This is a genomic window from Marinomonas sp. GJ51-14 (assembly GCF_055808695.1).
The window spans coordinates 1302501-1320347 of record NZ_CM147879.1 but is presented as its reverse complement, the minus strand read 5'-3'; the positions used below and the strand labels follow the sequence as shown (position 1 = coordinate 1320347).

Annotated in this window: 15 protein-coding genes, 4 tRNA genes, 2 rRNA genes and 1 pseudogene (1 of these 22 cut by a window edge); 4 read left to right on the top strand and 18 right to left on the bottom strand. The window is 43.3% G+C overall.

The genetic code is table 11. The features are described from left to right. Nucleotides 1-17: 17 nt before the first annotated feature. The 16 genes and pseudogenes from rpoB to AC0L3Y_RS06330 form a co-directional block, all read right to left on the bottom strand. A pseudogene (rpoB, locus tag AC0L3Y_RS06405) lies at nucleotides 18-4119 on the bottom strand (DNA-directed RNA polymerase subunit beta). 187 nt (nucleotides 4120-4306) lie between these two features. Then, nucleotides 4307-4678 carry a 50S ribosomal protein L7/L12 gene (gene rplL, locus AC0L3Y_RS06400; RefSeq protein WP_473469998.1) on the bottom strand — a complete coding sequence of 124 codons (372 nt, stop codon included), beginning with the start codon at nucleotides 4676-4678 and terminating at the stop codon, nucleotides 4307-4309. An 81-nt stretch (nucleotides 4679-4759) separates the two neighbouring features. Then, the gene (rplJ, locus tag AC0L3Y_RS06395) at nucleotides 4760-5260 is read right to left on the bottom strand and encodes a 50S ribosomal protein L10 (RefSeq protein ID WP_473469997.1); all 501 of its coding nucleotides are present in this window, start codon (nucleotides 5258-5260) and stop codon (nucleotides 4760-4762) included. 233 nt (nucleotides 5261-5493) lie between these two features. Further along, nucleotides 5494-6195, bottom strand: coding sequence for a 50S ribosomal protein L1 (gene rplA / locus AC0L3Y_RS06390; protein ID WP_473469996.1), 702 nt, complete (start codon nucleotides 6193-6195; stop codon nucleotides 5494-5496). Continuing rightward, complete coding sequence (rplK, locus tag AC0L3Y_RS06385) at nucleotides 6195-6629, bottom strand: 50S ribosomal protein L11 (protein ID WP_473469995.1); 435 nt, start codon at nucleotides 6627-6629, stop codon at nucleotides 6195-6197. Before rplK ends, rplA begins: the two co-directional genes overlap by 1 nt. 49 nt (nucleotides 6630-6678) lie before the next feature. Next, nucleotides 6679-7212, bottom strand: a complete 534-nt coding sequence (gene nusG, locus AC0L3Y_RS06380; RefSeq protein ID WP_473469994.1) for a transcription termination/antitermination protein NusG — start codon at nucleotides 7210-7212, stop codon at nucleotides 6679-6681. A gap of 9 nt (nucleotides 7213-7221) precedes the next feature. Beyond that, the gene (gene secE, locus AC0L3Y_RS06375; RefSeq protein ID WP_473469993.1) at nucleotides 7222-7590 is read right to left on the bottom strand and encodes a preprotein translocase subunit SecE; all 369 of its coding nucleotides are present in this window, start codon (nucleotides 7588-7590) and stop codon (nucleotides 7222-7224) included. Between the two features lie 40 nt (nucleotides 7591-7630). Then, a tRNA-Trp gene (locus AC0L3Y_RS06370) sits at nucleotides 7631-7706 on the bottom strand. 116 nt (nucleotides 7707-7822) lie between these two features. Continuing rightward, nucleotides 7823-7898: transfer RNA gene (locus tag AC0L3Y_RS06365), tRNA-Thr, on the bottom strand. 2 nt (nucleotides 7899-7900) lie between these two features. After that, nucleotides 7901-7974, bottom strand: a tRNA-Gly gene (locus AC0L3Y_RS06360). A 3-nt stretch (nucleotides 7975-7977) separates the two neighbouring features. Further along, nucleotides 7978-8061, bottom strand: a tRNA-Tyr gene (locus AC0L3Y_RS06355). Between the two features lie 74 nt (nucleotides 8062-8135). After that, the gene (locus AC0L3Y_RS06350; protein ID WP_473469992.1) at nucleotides 8136-8840 is read right to left on the bottom strand and encodes an SPOR domain-containing protein; all 705 of its coding nucleotides are present in this window, start codon (nucleotides 8838-8840) and stop codon (nucleotides 8136-8138) included. After that, the gene (locus AC0L3Y_RS06345; protein ID WP_473469991.1) at nucleotides 8837-9577 is read right to left on the bottom strand and encodes a type III pantothenate kinase; all 741 of its coding nucleotides are present in this window, start codon (nucleotides 9575-9577) and stop codon (nucleotides 8837-8839) included. Before AC0L3Y_RS06345 ends, AC0L3Y_RS06350 begins: the two co-directional genes overlap by 4 nt. After that, the gene (locus AC0L3Y_RS06340; RefSeq protein WP_473469990.1) at nucleotides 9561-10514 is read right to left on the bottom strand and encodes a biotin--[acetyl-CoA-carboxylase] ligase; all 954 of its coding nucleotides are present in this window, start codon (nucleotides 10512-10514) and stop codon (nucleotides 9561-9563) included. The genes AC0L3Y_RS06345 and AC0L3Y_RS06340 overlap by 17 nt, the downstream gene beginning before the upstream one ends. Before the next feature lie 27 nt (nucleotides 10515-10541). Further along, a complete protein-coding gene (locus AC0L3Y_RS06335) occupies nucleotides 10542-11432 on the bottom strand; it encodes a phytanoyl-CoA dioxygenase family protein (RefSeq protein ID WP_473469988.1) in 891 nt (296 codons plus the stop codon). Nucleotides 11433-11455: 23 nt separating this feature from the next. Continuing rightward, nucleotides 11456-12631, bottom strand: coding sequence for an alpha/beta hydrolase (locus AC0L3Y_RS06330; protein ID WP_473469987.1), 1176 nt, complete (start codon nucleotides 12629-12631; stop codon nucleotides 11456-11458). A gap of 91 nt (nucleotides 12632-12722) precedes the next feature. Between AC0L3Y_RS06330 and AC0L3Y_RS06325 the strand changes: the two genes are divergently transcribed. The 4 genes from AC0L3Y_RS06325 to AC0L3Y_RS06310 all read left to right on the top strand — a co-directional run bounded on the left by AC0L3Y_RS06325 (nucleotide 12723) and on the right by AC0L3Y_RS06310 (nucleotide 16203). Beyond that, nucleotides 12723-13157, top strand: coding sequence for a GNAT family N-acetyltransferase (locus AC0L3Y_RS06325; protein ID WP_473469986.1), 435 nt, complete (start codon nucleotides 12723-12725; stop codon nucleotides 13155-13157). 127 nt (nucleotides 13158-13284) lie between these two features. Then, nucleotides 13285-14631, top strand: coding sequence for a GH1 family beta-glucosidase (locus AC0L3Y_RS06320; RefSeq protein WP_473469984.1), 1347 nt, complete (start codon nucleotides 13285-13287; stop codon nucleotides 14629-14631). Nucleotides 14632-14804: 173 nt separating this feature from the next. Then, complete coding sequence (locus AC0L3Y_RS06315; RefSeq protein ID WP_473469983.1) at nucleotides 14805-16046, top strand: uracil-xanthine permease family protein; 1242 nt, start codon at nucleotides 14805-14807, stop codon at nucleotides 16044-16046. After that, entirely contained in the window at nucleotides 16018-16203 is a 186-nt protein-coding gene (locus AC0L3Y_RS06310) for a hypothetical protein (RefSeq protein ID WP_473469982.1), read from the top strand. The genes AC0L3Y_RS06315 and AC0L3Y_RS06310 overlap by 29 nt, the downstream gene beginning before the upstream one ends. A gap of 464 nt (nucleotides 16204-16667) precedes the next feature. Here AC0L3Y_RS06310 and rrf read toward each other — a convergent pair. Together rrf and AC0L3Y_RS06300 are read right to left on the bottom strand one after the other, a co-directional pair. Further along, nucleotides 16668-16782 (bottom strand): 5S ribosomal RNA (gene rrf, locus AC0L3Y_RS06305). A gap of 225 nt (nucleotides 16783-17007) precedes the next feature. Further along, nucleotides 17008-17847, bottom strand: a 23S ribosomal RNA gene (locus tag AC0L3Y_RS06300); it runs 2057 nt beyond the window's last position.

The window sequence follows — 17847 nt, the reverse complement described above, 5'->3', positions numbered from 1 at the left end:
TCAAATGTGATTCGTGCTTATTCGGTTTCCAACTCGATATCGATACCAAGAGAACGGATCTCTTTAACCAATACGTTGAAGGACTCAGGCATGCCAGGTTCCATACGATGATCACCATCGACGATGTTTTTATACATCTTCGTACGGCCATTTACGTCATCGGATTTCACTGTCAACATTTCTTGGAGAGTGTAAGCGGCACCGTATGCCTCTAGCGCCCATACTTCCATCTCACCGAAACGCTGACCACCAAATTGAGCTTTACCGCCCAATGGTTGCTGAGTTACCAAGCTGTAAGAACCAGTAGAACGTGCATGCATCTTGTCATCAACCAAATGGTTCAACTTAAGCATGTACATGTAACCGACCGTTACAGGACGCTCAAAAGCATCACCAGTACGGCCGTTAAACAATTTAACTTGACCGCTTTCGTTGATACCAGCTAGGCGCAACATACGTTTGATCTCAGACTCTTTAGCGCCATCAAAGGCACCAGACGCCATAGGAACACCACCTTTCAGGTTATGAGCCAATGTTAGAATTTCTGCATCTGTAAAGCTGTCTAAATCCTCTGTACGTGCACAGCGCAAGTCACCTTCATAACCATTGTAGATTTCATCTAAGAAAACACGTAGTTCAGCAACTGCTTCTGCTTTTTCACGTTCAACGGCTAGCATCTCATTAATCTTACGACCCAACCCTTTAGAGGCTGCACCTAAGTGAGTTTCCAGTACCTGACCAACGTTCATACGTGAAGGAACACCAAGCGGGTTCAACACGATATCAACTGGGTCACCGTTTTCGTCATACGGCATATCTTCCACAGGCATAATCTTAGAAATTACACCCTTGTTACCATGACGACCGGCCATTTTATCACCAGGCTGTATGCGACGTTTGATTGCCACGTAAACTTTAACGATTTTCAATACGCCAGGCGCAAGATCATCACCCGTTTGTAATTTACGCTTTTTATCTTCGAATTTCGCATCAAGCTCTTTGCGACGCTCAACCAATGCAGCCTGCGCTTTTTCAAGCTGATCGCTCGTTTCCTCATTAGCAACACGAATTTTAAACCACTCTGGGTGATCTAAGTTTGCTAAGTATTCTTCAGTAATTATTGCGTTACGAGCTAAACCAGGGCCACCCTCAGCTTGCTGACCAACTAGCGCATCAGCTAAACGTTCGAATGTCGCTTTTTCAACGATACGGAACTCTTCATTCAAATCTTTGCGGACTTGATCAAGTTGCGATTTTTCAATGAACTTCGCACGTTCGTCTTTCTCAATACCATCACGGGTAAACACCTGAACATCAATAACGGTACCACGAGTACCAGTCTTAACGCGTTGTGACGTATCTTTCACATCAGACGCTTTTTCACCGAAGATAGCTCGCAAAAGCTTCTCTTCAGGCGTCAGCTGAGTTTCACCTTTAGGCGTTACTTTACCGACCAGAATATCACCAGGTTCAACTTCTGCACCGATATAAACGATACCGGATTGATCAAGCTTAGAAAGTGCACCTTCACCCACGTTAGGGATATCTGATGTAATCTCTTCAGGCCCAAGCTTAGTATCACGAGCCACACAAGTTAATTCTTGAATGTGGATAGAAGTAAAACGATCTTCTTCAACAACGCGCTCAGATACTAAGATCGAGTCTTCGAAGTTAAAACCATTCCAAGGCATGAAAGCAATACGCATGTTTTGGCCAAGTGCCAAATCACCCATATCTACAGAAGGGCCATCTGCCATAATATCGCCAGAAGCAACCTTCTCACCTTTCATAACCAAGGTACGCTGATTAATACAGGTATTTTGGTTCGAACGAACGTATTTAGTCAGGTTATAGATATCTACACCCGCTTCACCCGCTATCGTTTCTTCAGAGTTAACACGCACAACGATACGACTTGCATCAACAGACTCAATAACACCACCGCGATTAGCAACGATACATACACCAGAGTCTTTAGCTACATTTCGCTCCATACCCGTACCAACAACAGGCTTATCAGCCTTAAGTGTCGGTACAGCCTGACGCTGCATGTTAGATCCCATCAAGGCACGGTTAGCATCATCGTGCTCAAGGAACGGAATCAAAGATGCCGCAACCGAAACAACCTGACGAGGTGACACGTCCATTAGGTTTACTTTTTCTTTTGGAATCAAAGTGGTTTCGTGCATATGACGCACCTGAACCAACTCATCTACCAAGCGACCTTCTTCATCAACATTCGCAGAAGCCTGTGCGATAACGTACTTAGCTTCATCAATTGCTGAGATATAAACAGTCTCATCCGTCATCTTGCCGTCAATGATCTTACGGTATGGCGTTTCTAAGAAACCATAGCTATTCGTACGAGCATAAGTTGACAGAGAGTTAATCAAACCGATGTTTGGACCTTCCGGCGTTTCGATAGGACACACACGGCCATAATGAGTGGCATGTACGTCACGCACTTCAAAGCCTGCACGCTCACGAGTAAGACCACCGGGCCCTAATGCAGAAACACGACGCTTGTGCGTTACTTCAGAAAGCGGGTTGTTTTGGTCCATGAATTGAGACAATTGGCTTGAACCAAAGAATTCTTTGATCGCAGCAGCAACTGGCTTCGCATTCAGAAGATCTTGAGGCATCAGACCATCAGCTTCTGCCATCGACAAACGCTCTTTAACAGCACGCTCAACACGAACTAGGCCAACACGGAATTGGTTCTCGGCCATTTCACCAACAGAACGAACTCGACGGTTACCCAAGTGATCGATATCATCAACCATGCCATTACCATTACGGATATCTAGCAAAGTTTTCAGTACAGAAACGATATCGTCATTATCTAGAACGCCAGCACCAGTATCTTCTTCACGACCTAAACGACGGTTGAATTTCATTCGACCAACGCCTGACAAATCGTAACGATCTTCAGAGAAGAACAAACCTTGGAATAAGCCTTCAGCCGATTCTTTGGTTGGCGGCTCGCCAGGACGCATCATACGATAGATTTCTACCAATGCTTCCAATTGATTACTCGTCGGATCGATGCGAAGCGTATCAGAGATGAATGGACCGTTATCCAAATCATTTGTATAAAGCGTTTCCAACTCTGTAACACCCGCAGAAACTAAAGCTTCTAGCAGATCAACAGATAATTCTGTGTTTGCTTCAGCAATCAGTTCACCCGTAGAAGGATGAACTAGATTTTTCGCCGTCACTTTACCAAGCATGTACTCAAGCGGTACAGATAAGCGCTCAAGGCCTGCTTTCTCCATAACGCGAATATGCTTAGCCGTGATACGACGACCTTCTTCAACAATAAGCTCGCCATTTGCATCAGCAATATTAAACAGCGCAGTTTCACCGCGAAGACGGTTAGCAACAAGATCCATTTCAAAACCATCACGCTTCAAATAGAAACGCGTAGAGTCGAAGAAAGTATCTAGAATTTGTTCTGTTCCGTAACCTAGTGCAGCGCAACAGGATTGTTGCAGGCAGCTTACGACGACGGTCAATACGAACAAACACGCAATCTTTCGGATCAAACTCGAAGTCCAACCAAGAACCACGATAAGGAATAATTCGGGCAGAATGTAGTAACTTACCTGAAGAGTGCGTTTTCCCACGATCATGATCGAAGAACACACCAGGAGAACGATGCAATTGAGAAACAATTACACGCTCAGTACCGTTAATTACAAACGTACCATTATCTGTCATGAGCGGTATCTCACCCATGTAGACTTCTTGCTCGCGAATGTCTTTGATTGCCTTGTTAGATGACTCTTTATCATAAATGATAAGTCGCACACGAACACGCAAAGGTGCCGCGTAAGTAACGCCACGTAACTGACATTCTTTAACATCAAATACAGGCTTGCCTAAACGGTAATCGACGTATTCAAGCGCCGCGCTACCAGAAAAGCTAACCATTGGAAAGACAGATTTAAAAGCCCCATGCAGACCTAATTCCCCACGCTCTGCAAGGCTTTTACCTTCTTGCAGAAAATTACGGTAGGATTCAAGCTGAATTGCCAGCAAGTATGGCACATCCAAAACGGGCGGCAGTTTACCGAAATCCTTACGGATACGTTTTTTCTCAGTGTATGAGTAAGCCATCAGCATTCCCCAGCTTGTGCACATTGACGCAAAAGGCCCAAATCAGGCCTTACCATATATGGGAGCATAATCTCCCACTTGAAAATTCTTTTAAGTTTTATTTGAGTTTTAGAAACCCAAAAAGGCCGGTGACAAAAGTCACCAGCCATTTCGACTTATTGGTCGAAATCTGGAAATACAAGTATCATTACTTGACTTCGACAGATGCACCAGCTTCTTCAAGAGCTGCTTTAAGAGCTGCAGCATCTTCTTTAGAAACAGCTTCTTTAACAGCCATTGGAGCGCCGTCAACGATAGCTTTAGCTTCTTTCAAGCCTAGACCAGTCGCTGCACGAACAGCCTTGATTACGTTTACTTTCTTATCGCCAGCGGCAGTAAGAATAACGTCAAATTCAGACTGCTCTTCAGCAGAACCTGCAGCGTCAGCTGCTGGGCCTGCAGCTACAGCCGCTGCTGCAGATACGCCAAATTTCTCTTCCATTGCTGAAATTAGTTCAACAACGTCCATCACAGACATTTCTGCTACTGCATTGATGATATCTTCTTTAGTTAGAGCCATGACTCAGATTCCTAGCATTTTTATAATTACCCAAAGGTAATAAAACAAAATATTTATCAAGAAGGACTACGGTAATCCGTATTATGCCGCTTCTTGCTCTTTTTGATCGCGAACCGCTGCAAGAGTACGTACAAACTTGCTTGTTGCGCCCTGAATAACACTCATCAGTTTCGCAATAGCTTCTTCGTATGTAGGCAGTGTTGCCAAACGATCAATGTCGCCAGCTGGGATCAACTCACCGTTGAACGCCAACGCCTTCACTTCAAACTTGCTGTTTTCCTTTGCGAAAGTTTTCAACAAACGAGCGGCCGCACCTGGGTGCTCGTTAGAGAAAGCGATCAACGTAGGACCAACAAAGCTTTCAGCTAGACATTCGAAGTCAGTGCCTTCAACTGCACGGCGAGCCAATGTATTACGTACAACACGTACATAAACACCCGCTTCACGAGCTTCTTTACGAAGCGCAGTCATGCTGCTCACGGTAACTCCGCGAGAATCAGCTACGACTGCAGACAATGCAGTTTTAGCAACTTCGCTAACTTCGGCGACAATGGCTTTTTTGTCTTCTAGACCTAATGCCATTGGTTTTCTCCTGGATTAGCAGGGAATAAATTCCCCTATTTTTTTACCAACTCTTCGATTACTCGAAGTACTTGCTGGTGAGTTAGATCCAGTAAATCTGAATCGGGCCACACCATCTGCGCAGGACAAACATTTTTCAACGTTTCATTAAACCTTCTAGAGGTTCCTGCGGTCTTTGACGACCTGCTCAACAAACTAATGCAGGCAGACCCCAAAGCGCATGATCTAAATACTTACTTAACCGAGCTAAGTGTACTTAAATCAATTTGTAGACCAGGACCCATTGTAGAGGACATGGTCACTTTCTTCATGTAGACACCTTTAGAAGACGCTGGTTTAGCTCGACGCAAGTCGGCCAAAAGTGCTTCAAGGTTGCCTTTGATAGATTCAGCTGCAAACTCAACAGAACCGATTGCAGCATGAATAATACCATTTTTATCTGTACGGTAACGAGCTTGACCTGCTTTTGCATTTTTAACTGCAGTAGCAACATCAGGAGTCACAGTGCCAACTTTAGGGTTAGGCATTAGACCACGCGGACCTAAAATCTGACCAAGTTGACCAACAATGCGCATTGCATCTGGAGATGCAATCACAACGTCAAAATCAAGGTTACCAGCTTTAACTTGTTCAGCTAAATCTTCAAAACCTACAACATCTGCACCAGCTTCTTTCGCAGCTTCAGCATTTGCACCTTGCGCAAACACAGCAACACGAACATCTTTACCAGCACCATTAGGCAAAACTGTAGAACCACGTACAGCCTGATCAGACTTACGAGGATCAACGCCTAAATTAACAGATACATCAATAGATTCTTTAAACTTAACAGTAGAAAACTCAGACAAAAGAGCAACAGCTTCTTCTACAGAATACAACTTAGCTGCATCTACTTTTTCTGCGATCAAACGAGCGCGCTTAGTTAATTTAGCCATTAGTTCACACCCTCAACATCTAGACCCATAGAGCGCGCACTACCAGCGATAGTACGAACTGCCGCATCCATATCTGAAGCAGTCAAATCAGTCTGCTTAGCAACAACAATCTCTTCTAGCTGAGCACGAGTAATCGTACCAACTTTCTGAGTGTTTGGACGTGGAGAACCACTCTTCAAACCAGCAGCCTTCTTAAGAAGAACAGAAGCAGGAGTAGATTTAGTTTCAAAAGTGAAACTACGATCACTGTATACAGTAATAATAACTGGCGTAGGAAGACCTGGCTCAACACCTTGTGTTTTGGCATTAAACGCTTTACAGAATTCCATGATATTCACACCATGTTGACCAAGTGCTGGACCAACTGGTGGACTTGGGTTCGCTTGACCCGCTTTAACTTGTAGCTTGATATAAGCTTGGACTTTCTTAGCCATTTTATAACTCCAATTGGGTCACCGCCCGAAGGCTACCCGTTCAACAAAATCAGGCTTTTTCAACCTGACTAAACTCCAAATCAACAGGTGTCGAGCGCCCAAAAATAAGCACCGCCACTTTGATTCGGCTTTTATCGTAATCGACTTCTTCAACAACACCGTTGAAATCAGCGAATGGACCTTCGTTAACACGAACAACCTCACCCACCTCAAACAACGTTTTAGGACGCGGCTTATCAACCCCATCACTAACGCGCTGCAAAATAGCATCAGCTTCACGTGTCGTTATTGGTGATGGTTTATCTTTCGTACCACCAATAAAACCCAACACACGAGACGTCGCCTTAACTAGATGCCAAGAAGCGTCATTCATCTCCATTTGAACCAATACATAGCCCGGATAGAATTTTCGTTCGCTCTTGCGCTTTTTGCCATCTCGGATTTCAACCACTTCTTCGGTTGGCACCAAGATATCGCCAAAATTTTCTTCCTGCCCCATAACCTGCACCCGCTCAATAAGCGAACGCATTACGTGCTTTTCGTACCCTGAGTACGCCTGTACTACATACCATCGTTTGGTCACGAGCAACTCCTAACTAATTACCGAGGAAACGACCCAACCAAGGAACGAATCCACTCCCCACAGTACGAGAGACATAAAAACAACAACCGCCAATACAATCAAAGTTGTTTGCATAGTTTCCTGTCTAGTCGGCCACACAACCCTGCGAATTTCTGTTTTAGCTTCTTTTGCCAAAGTAAAAAAAGCCTTACCCTTCACAGTTTGTAACGCAACAAAACCAGCAACACCAGCCAACACCAAGATAGCAATTAAGCGATACAATAGTGACTCAGCAGAATAATAGTTATTACCAATTACGCCTAACGCAACCAGTAAAATAACAATCGCCCACTTAAACACATCTCCGCGAGATGCTTGAGCTTCAGCATTAGAACTCATACTTCAGGTGATCCCTAACTAAAAAATAGGTTACGAAAGATGGCAGGCCAAGAGGGACTCGAACCCCCAACAGCTGGTTTTGGAAACCAGTGCTCTACCAATTGAACTATTGGCCTACATTCGTATGGGCGGAGGATGATACCTAAACAAGCCAAGTTTAGCAAGGGTACCTGCCCAAAAAACAGACAATAAAAAAGGCGGCTAAAACCACCCATCTTTTGCTTTGATAAGCTGGAGCTCATGAGCAGATTTGAACTGCCGACCTCACCCTTACCAAGGGTGTGCTCTACCAACTGAGCTACATGAGCATTGGAGCGGGTAGCGGGAATCGAACCCGCATATTCAGCTTGGAAGGCTGACGTTCTACCACTGAACTATACCCGCAAATGGTGGAGGGAGGTGGATTCGAACCACCGAAACTTTCGTGGCAGATTTACAATCTGCTCCCTTTGGCCACTCGGGAACCCCTCCACGTACTCAACGCTGCAACGCAACACCCCAAAAGGTGGGAGCCATTATATGAATCGCCTTCTTAATTGCAAGCACTAGCAAGGATTTTTTTCTAATTTTATCATCATCTTGGCAAGATCAAAGCTGGAAAGAAATTGCTCCCAGTCTTTTTCATCAACAGGCTGTGCTATATCAATCTGTTGAAGCGGTACATTTCGCATATGCTCATACACATCAACACTGTAACCTGACAATTTCTGAATCCTCAATTTTGCTTGTTGAGCCCTATCCATTGAAGAGTATAAACCCAATGAAATTCGATTTTTCATCTCATCACGATGAATGACAAAACTTTCAATTGACTTATCTGCTAACTCTTTCACTATCCGACTAGCAATAGCTGGCGTTTCAGGCGCTGCAATATACAACCAAAATTTTGGTCTTTTACCTGTCACCTCTTTTACCTGATAACCCCAATCAAAATCCTTTAAAACTTGTACAATCTGTTTTTTATCATTCTCACGCTCAACTTCGATACGAGGGCAGAATAGCTCAGGAGCATCAATACTTGCTTGACCAATAGCACTATTGAGCGCTTCCTCTAAATTATCATTAGACTCAATTCCAGCCACATAATCTTGCTCGGTGACGGCCGGAGCCTCTGAAAGCAAATGAATTCTTTCACTAATAGGCGGCCCATATACTGATTCTTTAACTTGTTCAGGCTTATCTTGAATAAAACTATGCCAACTAAAAAAAGTAGCATTTAACAACACCACAAAAAGGAACAGCCACTTCATTTATTGCCTCTTCTTTGTTCATCACCCACTAACTTCGCGCCCAATGCGACAAGATCCGGCTGACACTCTATTGATACACCAAGCAAACTCAGCAACACCTGCGCATCACCTCCAGTGGCAATCCACTTGTAATCGGGATAACGCTGATAAATACGCTCCAAAAAACCTAGCGCCATCTCTGAACAACCTTCAGACACGGCTCTAGCTGTTGAGTTTGGCAACCCCTGCCCTTCAACGACTTCTTTAGGGCTATATCGAATTCGTGCCGTCTTTGATAACAGCGAATCCTCCATCATAACTAACCCTGGAGCAATATACCCACCTAAATGAAGACCTTTTTCATCAACTACATCCACTTTAATTGCTGTACCAGCATCCACCACAACAACATCACACTTCATAACATGATGCGCAGCAACCACTCCAAGCCAACGATCAACCCCCAATCGCTCAGGCTCAACATAAGCATTATTAACCCCACAGGCAGAGGATTGGCTATTCAATATAAAGCATCGGCTTCCGGGAAACTGCATCTGGATGTCCGAATACAGCAAAGCTGTATCCTCACTAGAGCGTACACTGGCAAAATAAACCGCATCGGGAACAAAACCGATAGCATCTAAGTCGCTCTCGTCACGTTTAGTCCACAAAATTTCATTATTTTCAAATAATGTAAACTTGATACTTGTATTACCAGCATCAACAACTAGAACCCTCCCCCTATCCTCGGCGAACACTTATTTCCCCTCCATGCAAAGCGATCAATTCACCATCTTCCTCTAGCAATAAAGCACCCTTGTGATCAATTCCTCTAGCAATACCTTGCCGTTGCTGAGCAATAGAACTGACAGTAACTAATTGATTAAATAACACATCGTAAGCTTGCCAATGATGCTGAAAATGCTTCATCCCATGACCATCCTCAAACAGCTTACATACCTCAATTAACTCTTTAGATAGTTCGGCTAAAATATAATTCCGACTTGGCCTAGGCTTAACCCTAGAAACAAGATCAGTCCAAGGTTGATCAACATCCGTCATAACAGCATCATCCATCTCAACATTTAAACCAATACCTATGATGACATGACATACATCTTGATCAGCAACCATCTCCAATAAAATACCACACACTTTCTGACCATCAATCTGAATATCGTTTGGCCATTTCAACCCTGGATTAGGAATTCCTATTTTCTTAAGTACTCTAGCAACAGCAACACCTGCCGCCAGACTTAGACCTTCAACAACACCAGGCCCATTATCAAAACGCCAAGCGAATGAAAATGTAAGATTTTTAGCTACGCCAGATTCCCATTGACGCCCTCGACGACCTTTACCGTTAGTCTGACGCTCCACAGAAATCAATACAGGCAAAGGCTTTCCTTCATTTATATAACGCTTGGCGTCTTGGTTGGTAGACGCCGTCTCAAAAGTCAATTCTGTGTTTACAGTATTGGGTAAACCATACTCTCGCAAAGAAACCTCAGATAAAAGCTCAATAGGTGAAGGCAGTCGATAACCTCGACCTTTCACTGAATGCACCGTCACTCCAATGGCTTCAAGTTTTTTCAACTTTTTCCATACCGCTGCACGAGTTACACCCAATGCAGCACCTAACTCTTCACCTGAGTGAAACTCATTATCAGTAAGCAAAGCTAAAACGGTCTGCATTACAACCCTCTCATTCGGTTAAAGGCTTCAAGATGCATCTTGAAACGATGGAAATTCTCGACCAGTACTCGGCTGAAGCCAATTCAACTCTGGGTACTCACAGGTTTTATCGACAGCATGTAAGGCATAAGCGTGACGAGACTTTGTTGAGCGGTTGGCATAACTAAGATGCGGGAACTCACCATTAAGAATAACCAAAGACCCTTTAGGAACTGGTAAAGCAACCAATTCGTCTTGACGCCATTGATGCTCTTTTAACGTCACCATTTTAGTTTCTATAGAGTCTGGTGTAACACGCTCAAACTGCTTTAGAAGACCAACATTGTGCCCCTTTGGAATCCCCCAAAGACAGCCGTTTTCAAGAGTGGCGTCTTCAATGGCAAACCAAAGACCAATGACACTCATAGGTGTCGTATAAAGAAACGTACTGTCTTGATGACAAGTCACTTCGCCGCCAATTTCAGGTTGTTTGAAAATATACATAGACTGCGCCGCTCGTGGTTCTGCCATACCTAATTGGTGAAGCAATTCGCCCCAAACCGATGATAAAGAAAACTCTCGAAACACATCGTCCTTAACATGAAGCCCATGTCCTACTTTATTGATAGACGCATCCAGTGATTGCTTCAAATTACCATCTTCATCAAAGGCTTCTTCTTCAAAAAAGAAAGACACGTCTTCCGCCGATTCCATAAAATAACGATCCGTATGGCGAGACTGTTCATTTGTCGTAAAAACAGAACGTACAGATTCAGGATCAAACGTCTCCATTAAAGCAGCCATTCTCGTTTTTAATGCATCACATACGTTCGCAGCAACCAAAGACTCTAATACAAGATAACCATCTTGATGATACTGATCTATTTGCTGTTGAGTGAGCACCACTTTAATTAAACTAAACGGCGTCCTACTTATCATAAAATCCCCCTAATGATAGATTGTTATTGCGCATTAGTTTTTGTGAAAGAAACAATATCCTGCATAAGCAAATCGAAATTTGGGTTCCAAGATATTCTTGCCGCGTGAGGGCTTTTTGCAAGCAAACCATCAGAATACTCGCCAAACCAATTATCTTTATCAGCAAAACAAGTCCGATATAAAGATTCGTCCTCAAGATGCCAAGCACAAATCCGATATTCCCCCATCTCACCATAATACGTATTAGCCGGACTACCATGAACAGCCATATGAGACAGCCCTAATATTCTGAACTGAGGCCAATCAGTATTATAAACCTTGACTCGCTCTCGGCTTTCACTTTTCTGCTCTTTACTATAAATCGTCATCCTACTGCTTGAACCAATCATGCCACTTTCAAATACTTTTTCCGTTACCGAGGAGTCTACCGTCTGGTCATCTTGTGACATTGCAATATAAACAGGCAACTCCTTAGAGTTATCTAAAATTAAACCTCGTACTTCTTTCGATAATTTATAGACTTCTGCGATAGCAGGAACAGGAATAGACGCATATTTAGCGAAATCATCTGTTGCATAAAAATCCAGCCAATCTTTTACCAGCGCCAACCAAGGAGAAAGCCAATCTATACCGCTATTAATTTTAAAGGAAGGTGAGAAAAGTATTGCGCCAGCTACCTCTGAAGAATTTTTCCAAGCGTACTCTGCCGCCAATGTGCCTCCAGTAGAAAAACCACCAACATAGAGCACATCAACCTCTTTGCTAAATTGATCTGCAGCATTCCGAAACGCATCTCGCCAATCATCCCTAGACACACTTAATAAATCTTCCATTTTTGTGCCGTGACCCGGCAACAAGATAACGCGCACATGATAACAGGCGGCCTGAAGAGCATAGGCAGGATCCCTCATAGAGAAAGGCGAATCTGACAAGCCATGAGATAACAATATCCCCACTCGCTTACCTTCTTTACAGACATCAGTGTCAGGCAACAACTCAAACGGCATAACCGCATCAAGCTCTCGAGCCTTGTTTATTTCATTAACCCATAACTTTCTTTCGTTTAAGTACTTTTCAGCCCTCGCCATGTAATGAAAAAAAGTTTCATCTTGCTCAAAAACAAACTCTGACCGTTTTTCATTGGCAAACGCTGGCAATGCTAAAATAGATAGACATAGAAACATTATTATTTGCTGCATGATAACCTCTCATCACCACTAATTTATTATGCCTAAAACCTTCATTTCATTATGCTATCATCGAGTATTCAATCACTACATACAATAGACAATGAAACCACCTTATCCTAACGCAGAACTAGTTCCCTCTCTTTGGTTTCCACTTGTAAAAAAATTTTATAAGGAATATTACCCTAGCGGAAAACCCAACAAAGCGGATCCAATTTGGGCAATACGTCACAATGGGAAAGTCATCTGCGCTGTACGATTAAAAAAAATAGGTAATGAACAACTTCTCACAGCCATGGTGACAGATCCCGCCTATCGAAATACAGGACTCGGAAGCCATCTAATTAACGACATCCAACCGGCACTTAATCAAACACCAAGCTATTGCTTTGCATTAACACATCTAGTTTCCTTTTATACTGCAAATCATTTCTCAGCCATATCACCAGACTTGCTATCTGAAGAGCTTAAGAAGCGTTTTACCTCTTATTACTTGCAGGGGCGAAAAATCACGCCTATGCGCTATTTACCCACTTAAAAAGTACTTAAATATTCTTAAATCACTAAAACAGATAACTCTTTATTGACCCTTTTCGATATCCTCCAGTACCTTTGACCACCACGATAACCTTTCCATTAAAATAAATAAAAAGACTGAGGACATTATGTCTATTACCTTACCATCTAACTCTAAAATGCTGACGTCAGATTTTATTTTTGGTGTCGCTACTGCAGCCTTCCAAATAGAAGGCGCAACAAGTGCCGATAATCGTCTACCGTCTATTTGGGATACATTTTGTGCAATACCAGGTAAGGTAAAAAATCAAGACAACGGCGAAGTCGCTTGTGATCACTACCATTTATGGGAACAAGACGTAGATCTCATAAAAAGCCTAGGCGTAGATGCTTATCGTCTATCTATAGCTTGGCCTCGCGTCATGAATGAAAAAGGCAAAGCTAATCAAGCAGGCCTTAACTTCTACCGCAACCTCCTAAAGAAACTTAAATCCGAAGGTTTGAAAGTCTTTGTAACTCTTTATCATTGGGATCTACCTCAGTACTTAGAGGACAAAGGCGGCTGGCTAAACAGAGAAACTGCATATCAATTTGAAAAATATGCCGACCTAGTCACTTCCGAGTTCGCAGAATGGGTCGATAGCTGGGCAACATTTAATGAACCATTTTGCGCGGCAATTGTAAGTTATGAACTAGGTATTCATGCTCCAGGATTAAAGAAGCCTCAATATGGCAGACAAGCCGCTCATCACATCCTACTCGCACATGGACTAGCATTACCGACTATTCGCAAGAATGCCCCTCAAACACCGGTTGGCATTGTTCTAAATATGAATAAATCTTACCCAGCGAGCGAAAAAGCAGAAGATCAATTTGCCGGTTTAATGCGTGAAACATTAGACAATCAGTTCTTTATTGAGCCATTAATGAAAGGACAATACCCACAAATACTGAAGACAGTGGCGCCTCATTATTTACCGGCTGTATTGCCAGGAGATATGGAAATCATTTCAAGGAAAATTGATTTTCTTGGTATGAACTTCTACACCTGCAACCACAACGCCTACGATACAGACGAACTATTTAAAGATGTTAAAAACAGCAAAACTGTCGAATACTCAGATATTGGCTGGGAAATAGCACCTCAAGCTTTTACTGAGCTCCTTGTGAACTTAAATAAGCAATACGACTTACCTCCTATGTTTATTACAGAGAACGGCGCCGCCTGTGCTGATGAAATCATTGATGGAAACATTAACGATGAACAACGTGTCCGCTATCTAAACGGTCATATCAACGCAGTAAACGATGCAATTGAATCCGGTGTCGACATCCGAGGGTATTTTGCATGGAGCCTAATGGATAATTTTGAATGGGCAGAAGGCTATAGTAAACGTTTCGGACTGTGTTATGTGGATTATAAAACACAAGAACGTACTGTAAAACAAAGTGGTCATGACTATCGTGTATTATTAAATAGCAGACCTCGTAATTAATTCGACACTAATTAAATAACCTAGGGATAGAAGAGTCATTCTTCTATCCTTTTTTATGACCTCTATTCAAACACATCTAAAATCATCAACCTTTAATTTCCTTAGATTTCTAGCGTCATTGAATATAAGCCGATAAAATTCCACGCACTCAGTAAACAACACAGGAAGAACAGATGAAAAATGCCCTTTTAGGTATACAAATGCTATTTGTTGCATTTGGAGCCTTGGTCCTTGTACCGCTCCTTACAGGACTTGATCCAAATGTTGCTCTTTTTGGTGCTGGTATCGGCACACTTTTATTCCAATTTACTACCCGCCGCTCAGTTCCAATATTTCTTGCATCATCATTCGCCTTTATTGCTCCGATTATGTATGGAGTACAAACATGGGGAATTCCAGCAACTATGGGTGGCCTAATGGCTGCTGGTGTTGTTTATGTGTTTATAGGAGCACTGATTCGCCTTAGAGGCGCTGGGTTCATCCATACGTTATTACCTCCAGTTGTTATTGGCCCAATCATCATGGTCATCGGTCTTGGTTTAGCACCTGTCGCAGTAAATATGGCTTTAGGTAAAACCGGTGATGGATCAATACAAATCATAAATGCTGATATTGCTATTTGGATCGCCATTGCCTCATTATTAACGACCGTTCTTATTAGCGTTTATGCCAAAGGGTTATTTAAATTATTACCAGTGTTTGGTGGTATTGCAGTGGGATATATATTAAGCCTATTCTGCGGAATTGTTAGCTTCGACTCTGTGCATAATGCAACATGGTTTGCAGTACCTAACTTTACCGCACCAGAATTCAACATAAACGCCATTCTATTCATGCTCCCTGTTGCGATCGCTCCAGCAGTTGAACATGTTGGTGATATTCTATCTATTTCTAATGTGACAGGTAAAAACTACCTTAAGAAACCTGGGCTACACCGCACTATTACTGGCGATGGAATTGCAACAATTGCAGCCACTATGGTTGGCGCACCGCCAAATACAACCTACAGTGAAGTAACTGGTGCAGTTATGTTAACGAAAGCGTTTAACCCAATCATAATGACATGGGCAGCCATTGCAGCCATTATTCTTGCTTGGGTCGGTAAACTTGGCGCTGTATTACAAACTATCCCTTTGCCAGTTATGGGCGGCATTATGATTCTATTATTTGGATCCATCGCTGCTGTCGGCTTAAATACGTTAATTAAAAACCAAGTCGATCTGCATAAATCACGTAATCTCATTATTGTTGGCGTAACGCTAGTGTTTGGTATTGGCGGTATGGCATTTGGTATTGGTGAGTTTAGCTTACAAGGCATCAGCTTATGCGGAATCGTTGCTATAACCTTAAACCTTATCTTGCCAAAAGACATTGGTGATAACCATATTGTCGACAACGCTCAAATGGAAGATTAAGCATTCTTTGTATGAAGAAAACCCAAAAGAACAGGCTGGCGGAAAAGCTCATACACACACTCAACGTATTCTAGACATTCAACCTGAAGCTATCCACCAACGCGTAGCCGTTATACTCGGAGCCGCAAACGAAGTGGATAAGTGCTTAAGTTATTAACAACTCAAGCGTTATTAGATTTCTGCATTCTGTATAACTAAAAGCCCTGATAGGTTCTCCTATTAGGGCTTTTTCTATTCTTAACCTAATATCACGGAATCTAATGAGATCACTTCCTTGCCTTTCGATCACACTAATACCTTAAACGATGTGGTGTTGTCTTTCATTGACGCAGACGCGTCGAGGCACGAGACAGGCGCAAGTAAATGACAACCAAGACGCTCTCGTTTCCAAATAGGCCAGAACGAAAAAAACCCACACAGCGTTGGCTATGTGGGGCTCTTAGTATTATAAGCTTGACGACTTAGTGTTCTCACATGCTTATCTGCAATAAAAAACCCCACACAGCGTTCGCTATGTGGGGCTCTTAGTATTATAAGCTTGACGACGACCTACTCTCACATGCGTGTTTGCAATAAAAAGCCCCACACAGCGTTGGCTATGTGAGGCTCTTAGTATTATAAGCTTGACGACGACCTACTCTCACATGGGATCTCCCACACTACCATCGGCGATGACGCTTTTCACTTCTGAGTTCGGGATGGGATCAGGTGGTTCAACGTCTCTATGATCGTCAAGCAATTCGGTTGCGTTCGTTCTGGTGGCTTTCTTTCGTTGGCCTTACCAAAACACGCGAAGACATGCTTGGATCTTTAACAATTCGTTTTGAAATAACGTCAATCAAGTATTAAACCGATGCTCATCATTGCTGATGCTTTATCGTAATATGTGTCTCTTTCTGATGATCTATTAGAGTCTTTTTCATTCTCTCTTCATATCCATCCAAAACCACTTTGGTGTTATATGGTCAAGCCTCACGAGCAATTAGTATTGGTTAGCTCAATGCCTCACAGCACTTACACACCCAACCTATCAACGTCCTAGTCTCGAACGGCTCTTTAGGGGACTTATGTCCCAGTGAGATCTTATCTTGAGGGAGGCTTCCCGCTTAGATGCTTTCAGCGGTTATCCCGTCCGAACGTAGCTACCCGGCAATGCCACTGGCGTGACAACCGGAACACCAGAGGTTCGTCCACTCCGGTCCTCTCGTACTAGGAGCAGCTCCTCTCAAATCTCAAACGTCCACGGCAGATAGGGACCGAACTGTCTCACGACGTTCTAAACCCAGCTCGCGTACCACTTTAAATGGCGAACAGCCATACCCTTGGGACCGGCTTCAGCCCCAGGATGTGATGAGCCGACATCGAGGTGCCAAACACCGCCGTCGATGTGAACTCTTGGGCGGTATCAGCCTGTTATCCCCGGAGTACCTTTTATCCGTTGAGCGATGGCCCTTCCATACAGAACCACCGGATCACTAAGACCTACTTTCGTACCTGCTCGACGTGTCTGTCTCGCAGTTAAGCGTGCTTTTGCCTTTACACTCTATGCATGATTTCCGACCATGCTGAGCACACCTTCGTGCTCCTCCGTTACTCTTTGGGAGGAGACCGCCCCAGTCAAACTACCCACCACACAGTGTCCTCGATCCAGATAATGGACCTGAGTTAGAACCTCAAACATACCAGGGTGGTATTTCAAGATTGGCTCCAATAGAACTGGCGTCCTATCTTCAAAGCCTCCCACCTATCCTACACAAATAGGTTCAAAGTTCACTGTGAAGCTATAGTAAAGGTTCACGGG

What these genes read in the sequence shown, in the direction of transcription:
- rplL (WP_473469998.1), bottom strand. Translation starts at nt 4,678, where the DNA reads ATGGCTCTAACTAAAGAAGATATCATCAATGCAGTAGCAGAAATGTCT.
- rplJ (WP_473469997.1), bottom strand. Translation starts at nt 5,260, where the DNA reads ATGGCATTAGGTCTAGAAGACAAAAAAGCCATTGTCGCCGAAGTTAGC.
- rplA (WP_473469996.1), bottom strand. Translation starts at nt 6,195, where the DNA reads ATGGCTAAATTAACTAAGCGCGCTCGTTTGATCGCAGAAAAAGTAGAT.
- rplK (WP_473469995.1), bottom strand. Translation starts at nt 6,629, where the DNA reads ATGGCTAAGAAAGTCCAAGCTTATATCAAGCTACAAGTTAAAGCGGGT.
- secE (WP_473469993.1), bottom strand. Translation starts at nt 7,590, where the DNA reads ATGAGTTCTAATGCTGAAGCTCAAGCATCTCGCGGAGATGTGTTTAAG.
- AC0L3Y_RS06350 (WP_473469992.1), bottom strand. Translation starts at nt 8,840, where the DNA reads ATGAAGTGGCTGTTCCTTTTTGTGGTGTTGTTAAATGCTACTTTTTTT.
- AC0L3Y_RS06340 (WP_473469990.1), bottom strand. Translation starts at nt 10,514, where the DNA reads ATGCAGACCGTTTTAGCTTTGCTTACTGATAATGAGTTTCACTCAGGT.
- AC0L3Y_RS06335 (WP_473469988.1), bottom strand. Translation starts at nt 11,432, where the DNA reads ATGATAAGTAGGACGCCGTTTAGTTTAATTAAAGTGGTGCTCACTCAA.
- AC0L3Y_RS06330 (WP_473469987.1), bottom strand. Translation starts at nt 12,631, where the DNA reads ATGCAGCAAATAATAATGTTTCTATGTCTATCTATTTTAGCATTGCCA.
- AC0L3Y_RS06325 (WP_473469986.1), top strand. Translation starts at nt 12,723, where the DNA reads ATGAAACCACCTTATCCTAACGCAGAACTAGTTCCCTCTCTTTGGTTT.
- AC0L3Y_RS06320 (WP_473469984.1), top strand. Translation starts at nt 13,285, where the DNA reads ATGTCTATTACCTTACCATCTAACTCTAAAATGCTGACGTCAGATTTT.
- AC0L3Y_RS06315 (WP_473469983.1), top strand. Translation starts at nt 14,805, where the DNA reads ATGAAAAATGCCCTTTTAGGTATACAAATGCTATTTGTTGCATTTGGA.